At 70.6% G+C, this 7,739-nt stretch carries 6 protein-coding genes; 3 read left to right on the forward strand and 3 right to left on the reverse strand.

The features are described from left to right. Window positions 1-74: 74 nt before the first annotated feature. Window positions 75-851 carry an SDR family oxidoreductase gene (locus AB0912_RS24835; RefSeq protein ID WP_366703326.1) on the forward strand — a complete coding sequence of 259 codons (777 nt, stop codon included), beginning with the start codon at window positions 75-77 and terminating at the stop codon, window positions 849-851. Between the two features lie 252 nt (window positions 852-1,103). Here AB0912_RS24835 and pepN read toward each other — a convergent pair whose 3' ends face one another. Further along, window positions 1,104-3,692, reverse strand: coding sequence for an aminopeptidase N (pepN, locus tag AB0912_RS24840; protein WP_366703328.1), 2,589 nt, complete (start codon window positions 3,690-3,692; stop codon window positions 1,104-1,106). 112 nt (window positions 3,693-3,804) lie between these two features. Between pepN and AB0912_RS24845 the strand changes: the two genes are divergently transcribed. Together AB0912_RS24845 and AB0912_RS24850 are read left to right on the forward strand one after the other, a co-directional pair. Beyond that, on the forward strand, window positions 3,805-4,281 hold the full coding sequence (locus AB0912_RS24845; RefSeq protein WP_366703330.1) for a DUF1203 domain-containing protein: 477 nt from the start codon (window positions 3,805-3,807) through the stop codon (window positions 4,279-4,281). Between the two features lie 125 nt (window positions 4,282-4,406). Further along, window positions 4,407-5,219 (forward strand): alpha/beta fold hydrolase, encoded by an 813-nt coding sequence (locus tag AB0912_RS24850; RefSeq protein ID WP_366703332.1) that lies wholly within the window; start codon window positions 4,407-4,409, stop codon window positions 5,217-5,219. On the opposite strand, the gene AB0912_RS24855 is transcribed toward AB0912_RS24850, so the two are convergent. After that, complete coding sequence (locus tag AB0912_RS24855; RefSeq protein WP_366703334.1) at window positions 5,216-5,950, reverse strand: hypothetical protein; 735 nt, start codon at window positions 5,948-5,950, stop codon at window positions 5,216-5,218. The two genes, AB0912_RS24850 and AB0912_RS24855, sit on opposite strands and share 4 nt — an antisense overlap. Before the next feature lie 749 nt (window positions 5,951-6,699). Then, window positions 6,700-7,647 carry a LysR substrate-binding domain-containing protein gene (locus tag AB0912_RS24860; RefSeq protein WP_366703336.1) on the reverse strand — a complete coding sequence of 316 codons (948 nt, stop codon included), beginning with the start codon at window positions 7,645-7,647 and terminating at the stop codon, window positions 6,700-6,702. Window positions 7,648-7,739: the final 92 nt, after the last annotated feature.

Genomic DNA, 7,739 nt, shown 5'->3' on the forward strand with positions numbered 1-7,739 from the left:
GGCGTGACGTCTGTATGAGCGCCACGTACGGCACTCACACGGCACTCACACGGCGCACACCCCAGGAGATCCTCATGTTGCTCACCGACAAGTCCGCGGTCGTCTACGGCGCGGGCGGTTCCATCGGCGGGGCCGTGGCCCGCGTCTTCGCCCGCGAGGGGGCCCGGGTCCACCTGGTGGGCCGGACGGCCGGAACGCTGGAGGCGGTGGCCAGGGACATCACGGCGGCGGGCGGTCACGCCGAGACGGCGGTGCTCGACGCCCTCGACGAGGCGGCGGTCGACGCGCACATCGCCTCGCTGGACGCCCTCGACATCTCCTTCAACCTGGTGACGCGCGGCGACGCGCAGGGCGTCCCGCTGGTCGACCTGTCCGTCGAGGACTTCGTCCGGCCCGTCGAGACCGGCCTGCGCACCACGTTCATCACCGCCCGCGCCGCCGCCCGCCGGATGGCCGGGTCCGGGTCGGGAGTCGTGCTCACCCTCGACAGCGGCTCCGCGCACGGCAGTCCGATGATGGGCGGCACCGGCCCGGCGGACGCGGCGATCGACACGCTGGTGCGCAACCTGGCGACGGAACAGGGGCCGCGCGGGCTGCGGGTGGTGGGCCTGTGGGCGGCCGGGGTCCCCGAGACGCTGACCCGGGAGAAGCTGGCCGCCGTCGACAGCGGCATGGACCTGGACGACGCGGCCCTCCAGGGGCTCCTCGCGAACCTCGCCGGGATGCGGATGACCCGCCGCAACCCGAGCCTCGCCGAGATCGCCGCCACCGCGGCGTTCCTCGCCTCGGACCTGGCGGGCGGTATCACGGGAACGTTCGTCAACGTCACGGGCGGCATGGTCCCCCACTGAGCGACCCCGGGAGGGCTCCCGGGAAGGCCCCCGGGAAGGCCCCCCCCCGGGGCCGGTCAGCGGACGCCCGCCGGGCGCGGCGGAACACGACGGCGGGCGGGAAGACACATCCGGTCCGGTCCCGGTCCGGTCTCCCCGCCCGCCGTCACAGGTTCCCGCGCGGACGCCCCAAAGGAGCCCCAACGCGGGCGCCCTCTGGGAGGCCCCAGCGGGCGCCCGCCCTACGCGCGGTGGCCCCCGCGCGCCTTGCCCTTACGCGCCGGCCCCCCGCGCGTCCGCCGCCTGGGCCTTCAGTGCCCGCTCGACGCCCGAGCGGGACTCCGAGACGAGGCGGCGCAGGGCCGCGCTGGGCTCGGCCGAGGCCAGCCAGGCGTCCGTCTTGGCGAGGGTCTCCTCGGAGACCTGGACCGACGGGTAGAGCCCGACGGCGACCTGCTGCGCGATCTCGTGCGAGCGGCCGTCCCAGATCTCCTTGACCACGGCGAAGAACTTGTCCGTGTACGGGGCGAGCAGCTCACGCTGGTCGGTCTGGACGAAGCCCGCGATCACCGCTTCCTGCACGGCGTTCGGGAGCTTGTCGGACTCGACGACCGAGGCCCACGCCTCCGCCTTCGCCTCCTCGGTCGGCCGGGCCGCCCGCGCGGTCGCCGCGTGACGCTCACCGGCGGCCGTCTTGTCCCGCTCGTACTCGGCGGTGATCTCCGCCTCGTCGAAGCGGCCGACGGCGGCGAGGCGCTCCACGAACGCCCAGCGCAGCTCGGTGTCGACGGACAGGCCCTCGATGGTCTCGCGCTCTTCGAGCAGCGCCTCGAGGAGGTCGAGCTGCTCGGGCGTGCGGGCGGTCGCCGCGAAGGCTCGCGCCCAGGCGAGCTGGTGGTCGCCGCCGGCCTCGGCCGACCGCAGGTGGGCCAGGGTCGCGTCCGTCCAGCGGGTCAGCAGTGCCTCGCGGGTGGCCGGGTCGGCGTACAGCTCGATGGCCAGCTTCACCTGGCGGTGCAGCGACTGCACGACACCGATGTCGGACTCCTTGCCGATGCCGGAGAGCACCAGGGCGAGGTAGTCGCGGGTGGCGAGTTCGGCGTCGCGGGTCATGTCCCAGGCCGAGGCCCAGCACAGGGCGCGCGGCAGGGAGGACTCGAAGTCGCCGAGGTGCTCGGTGACGAAGGCGAGCGAGTCCTCGTCGAGGCGGACCTTGGCGTACGACAGGTCGTCGTCGTTGAGCAGGATCACGTCGGGGCGGCGCTTGCCGACGAGCTGCGGGACGGCGGTGAGTTCGCCGTCGACGTCCAGCTCGATCCGCTCGTCCCGGACGAGCTTGCCGCTGCCGCCCTCGGCGTCGTCGAGGTCGTAGAGGCCGACCGCGATGCGGTGCGGGCGCAGGGTGGGCTCGCCCTGGGCGCCTGCGGGCAGCGCGGGGGCTTCCTGGCGGATGGCGAAGGAGGTGATGACGCCGTCGGCGTCAGTCTCGATCTCCGGGCGCAGGATGTTGATGCCGGCGGTCTGGAGCCACTTCTGCGACCAGGTGCCGAGGTCGCGTCCGGAGGTCTGCTCCAGCGCGCCGAGCAGGTCGGACAGGCGGGTGTTCCCGAAGGCGTGGGCCTTGAAATAGGCCTGGACGCCGCTGAAGAACTCGTCCATGCCGACGTAGGCGACGAGCTGCTTGAGGACGGAGGCGCCCTTGGCGTACGTGATGCCGTCGAAGTTGACGAGCACGTCGTCGAGGTCGCGGATCTCGGCCATGATCGGGTGGGTGGAGGGCAGCTGGTCCTGCCGGTAGGCCCACGTCTTCATCGAGTTGGCGAAGGTGGTCCAGGAGTGCGGCCACCGGCTGTCGGGGTGGTGGGCCTGGCAGGCGATGGAGGTGTAGGTGGCGAACGACTCGTTCAGCCAGAGGTCGTTCCACCACTCCATGGTGACGAGGTCGCCGAACCACATGTGGGCCAGCTCGTGCAGGATCGTCTCGGCGCGCAGCTCGTAGGCGGCGTCGGTGACCTTGGAGCGGAACACGTACTGGTCGCGGATGGTGACCGCGCCGGCGTTCTCCATCGCGCCCGCGTTGAACTCGGGCACGAAGAGCTGGTCGTACTTCTTGAAGGGGTACGCGTAGTCGAACTTCTCCTGGAACCAGTCGAAGCCCTGCCGGGTGACCTCGAAGATCGCGTCGGAGTCGAGGTACTCGGCGAGCGAGGGACGGCAGTAGATGCCCAGCGGCACGGACTGGCCGTCCTTCTCGTACACGCTGTGCACGGAGTGGTACGGGCCGACGATCAGCGCGGTGATGTACGACGAGATCCGGGGCGTCGGCTCGAAGGCCCAGACGTCGTCCTTGGGCTCCGGGGTCGGCGAGTTGGAGATGACCGTCCAGCCGGACGGCGCCTTCACGGTGAACTGGAAGGTCGCCTTGAGGTCGGGCTGCTCGAAGGAGGCGAAGACGCGGCGGGCGTCCGGCACCTCGAACTGGGTGTAGAGGTAGGCCTGCTGGTCGACGGGGTCGACGAACCGGTGCAGGCCCTCGCCGGTGTTGGTGTACGCGCAGTCGGCGACGACGCGGACGACGTTGCGCCCCCGGAGCAGACCGGGCAGGGCGATCCGCGAGTCGGCGAAGACCTCGGCCGGGTCGAGCGGGTCGCCGTTGAGGGTGACCTCGTGGACGGCCGGGGCGACCAGGTCGATGAACGACTCGGCGCCGTCCTCGGCGGAGTCGAAGCGCACCGTGGTCACGGACCGGTAGGTGCCGCCCTCCTGCGCGCCGGAGAGGTCGAGATCGACCTCGTACGAGTCAACGGTGAGCAGCTTCGCGCGCTGCTGCGCCTCTTCGCGGGTCAGGTTTGTGCCAGGCACGCGGTCATCTCCTCGTTATGTGTGGGTTGCGCCATCCTTCCACGGGACGCGTACCGAAGGCGATGTCCGTTTCCCGCCGGTGCCGGGGCCGGGCGGGCGCGAGCCTTGACCCATGACCACGTACCGGGCACGGCCCATCCCCCCGACCGTCCTGAAGGAACTCCGCGACACCGACGACGCCGGCCGCCCGGCCGTGCCGGTGACCGATACGGAGGGCGGCGCGCCGCTGCGCTGCTGTCTGCGCCGCAGTGCGCCCGGCGAGCGTGTCGCGCTGGTCGCGTACGCCCCGCTGCGCCGCCGGGCCGCCCGGACCGGCACCGATCCGGGCGCCTACGACGAACAGGGCCCGGTCTTCGTCCACGCCGAGGCCTGCGCGGCCCCGCCCGCCAAGGACCTCCCCTTCACCAACGCCCCCCGAGTCCTGCGCCGCTACTCCCCCGAGGGCCACATCCTGGGCGGCCACCTGGTCCAGCCCCCCGCCCCCTTCGATTCCGCCCTCACCACAGCCTTCACCGAACCGGAGGTGGCCTTCGTCCACGTACGGGCGGTGGAGTACGGCTGCTTCTTGTATGAGGTGGGGCGGGACTGAGCGGGCAGTTCCCGCTGGTCAGCGGAGTGACCGACCGGAGCGGCGGACGCGCCCGCTCGTTGCGTCCGCCCTGCCGTGTCCACGCCCGCCAGTACTAGGCTCCCGCCATGCCTACATCAGACGTCGTGACGCTTCGGACGCTGGACGGCCTGCACTTGACCGGCACGCTCGTGAGTCCCGATACGCCGGCCTCTCGCGCTGTCGTGCTCGTGCACGGGGGCGGTGTCACGCGTGAGGAGGGCGGGTTCTTCACCCGCCTGACCGCCGGACTGGCCGAGGCCGGGGTGGCCTCTCTCCGCTTCGACATGCGCGGCCACGGTGAAAGTGAGGGCAGGCAGGAGGAACTGACGCTTGCCACGATCCTCAACGACATTCGCGTCGCCGTCGCCTGCCTACGGAAAGCCACCAACGCACACGAAATCACATTGCTGGGGGCCAGTTTCGCGGGCGGCGTCTGCGCTTACTATGCCGCCGGGCGTCCCGGAGACGTCTCCCGTCTGGTGCTGTTCAATCCCCAGTTGGACTACAAATGGCGCACGATCGACACACGCCCCTACTGGGTCGACGACTCGATCAGCGAGGAGGCGGCCCGGGAACTCACCGAGAACGGCTTCATCCGGTTCACGCCGACATTGCGGCATGGCCGCCCCCTGCTCAACGAGGTTTTTTGGCTCCGCCCGCTGGAGGTACTCGGTGAGGTGCGGGCCCCCACCCTGATCGTGCACGGCACCGAAGACACGATCGTCCCCGTCGACTCGTCCCGGTCCGCCGTACAGCGCTTCGGCGCTCCTTGCGAACTGATCGAGATCGAGGGATCCGAGCACGGTTTCGCCGCCCACGGCGACCCGCAGTACCTGAACCCCCAGAGCCAGGAGTGGCAGGCGCTCGTCATCGACTCCGTGAGCAACTGGCTGAGTTCCGGCCCTCCGGGAGACTAAGCCACATGGATTTCCTGACGGAATTCCCTCACCACGGGGCGGCCGCGCCAACGATCGAGCGTCTGGGAGACTTCGCCCAATACGCGCAGGGTGCGCTCCGATTTCATCGCCTGAGCCACCTTCGCCGAGGCGGTACCAATCCGTGCCGCTTCGTCCGGCTCCCCGCTCAGCGCCAAGCTCAAAATACGGACAGCATCACCGCTGTCATAAGCCATTTGAGACTTCTTGAGCAGTACATATCCCTGCATAGCAGGGTCGTCGGCCTCTTGGGCCCATTCCATGGCCCGGTCGTACCAGAACGCGGCAACGGCTGGCTGATGAATATCGCGGTACAGCCATCCCGCGAACTCCGCGCCGTCCGCAGCGACTGACAGCAATTCCCGCCGTAGCGCGGTTTTCACGTCCCGCGCCCTTTGTTCGATGGCACTCAATAAGCCGAGCACCAGCGGCAGGGTTTTCTGCGCGCCCAGCGCACCATCGTCCCGCTTGGCCGCTTCGAGCCGTTGACGAAAGTATCCGACCGCAGAACTATCGAGGCAACGGTGCGCGCCTTCCAACGCTGCGGCTGCGTGTTGGAATTCCTCACGACCCGTCCCCACCAGAGCGGCAGCGGCGATACCTCGTTTGAGGAGATCGCGACGGTCGAGCGAACCCATGACCTCGCCTTCCGTGGTCGGGGCGGTCAAGGTGATACCGGTGCCGAGGCCGGCGCAGGCATCGGCCGCGTCCATGCCCTCCGGGGGATTCTCCCAAGGCCGCCTTGACAGGCCGAGCATTTCCCCTGGGATCCCGAATCCGTCCGCCACGTCCGGGGCCGCCACCGAACGGCAAGGGGTTGACGGCAGTGCCCAAAGCTACAACCGGAGTTCGTGGAAGTCGCCGGAAGACGGGGGCAGACGCGAAAGCACGGCAAGGTGAGATCGTCTCGGGCCGATACCCGGAGATCAGGGCAACTCCCGCCGCGGGGTGCGACGTTTGCGCGGCGCTGGCCGACGAGTGGTTCGCGCATGGTGACCGGGATGTGTTGATCGAGATCAACAACCACCCCCACGAGATGCCGAAGCTGTCGCGCGTCAAGGCCTGGATGGCCGAGGGAAGCACCGCGTGCTGATGTCCGACCTCCGAACCCCCCGCCCTGGCCGTGTCGACCCCGAGACGTGCCCCGTGTGCGCGGGGTTGCGGACGGAACTCGCCGCGTCGATCACCACGGCAAGTCGCCACTTGGCCACGGCAACGGTCCGTGCCCTGCACGCGCACATGGTCTACGGCCACCCACACGACCCCCGAACCATTCGCACCAAGAACCTCGACCGAGCGCCGGACCGCTGACGTCGACGCCTCCGGGGCTCCGGGGCTCCGGGGCTCCGGGACTCCGGGACTCCGGGACTCCGGGACTCCGGGACTCCGAATGAGCGCCGGTCGCCGCGTCTTCCCCGGCGCATCAAAGCGGGGCTCTTTCCCGTGCCGGCCTGCTGGCTGGTCAAGTCGGCCGGGGGCGGGGGTCGTCGGGGGACAGCTCACGTAGCGCCCCCGACGTCTCCCGCAGCGCCGTGAGGAGTGTGCCGGACGGCGTTCGGTGTTCCGCGCCGCGGCGTACCGCCGCGATGACGTGGCGGTGGGGGCGGGGGTCCGTGAGGGGGCGCATCGTTACGCCGGTGCGGGGGATCGCGGCCAGGCGGGGGATCAGGGCGATGCCCATTCCCGCCTCCACCATCGCGAGGATCGCGGTCCAGCCGGCCGCCGAGTGGGCCTGGTGCGGGCTGAAGCCGGCCGTCTCGCAAGCGGCGCGGGTGATGTCCGACCAGGGGCCGCTGCCGCCGAAGATCCACGGGTCGCGGGCGAAGTCCGCGAGGCGGACGACGGGTGCTTCGGCGAGCGGGTGGCCGTGCGGGAGCGCGAGGTCGAGCGGGTCGGCGAGGAGCGGTACCCGGGTGAAGCGGGGGTCGGTGGCGGTCGGCGCGTGCGCGGCCAGCGACAGGGCGAGGTCGACCTCGCCGGCGCCGAGGAGTTCGTACGCCTGTGCCGCCTCGGCCTCGCGGACCTGGACGGTGACGCCGGGCCGGCGCTCGCGCAGGAGGCGGACGGCGGGGACGACCAGGGCGGGCACCGCGGTGGAGAAGGCGCCGACCCGGACCGTACCGGCCTCGCCGTGTGTGTACGCGGCCAACTCGGCGTCGGCGCGCTCCAGTTGCTCGAAGACGGTCTCGGCGTGCCGCAGGACGAGGTGGGCCGCGTCGGTGAGGCGGACGCGGCGGCCGCTCGCCTCCAGGAGGGTCACGCCGAGCTGTCGGGCGAGGTTCGTCAGTTGCTGGGACACGGCCGACGGGGTCATGCGCAGGGCCTGGGCGGTCGCGGTGACCGTCCCGCGTTCGCGCAGCGTCCGCAGGATCTCCAGCTTTCTGATGTCCCACTTGTCGTACTCGGCCATTGGTAGTCAGGGGCGCGGTGCCATGTACGGCCCGTTTCCCCATCCCCCTTTCAATCCGTACGTGCGGTTTTCCCGCATACGGCTTACCGATG

The sequence above is a fragment of the Streptomyces sp. NPDC007084 genome (genome assembly GCF_040703595.1).
In the GTDB taxonomy this organism is placed as follows: Bacteria; Actinomycetota; Actinomycetes; order Streptomycetales; family Streptomycetaceae; genus Streptomyces.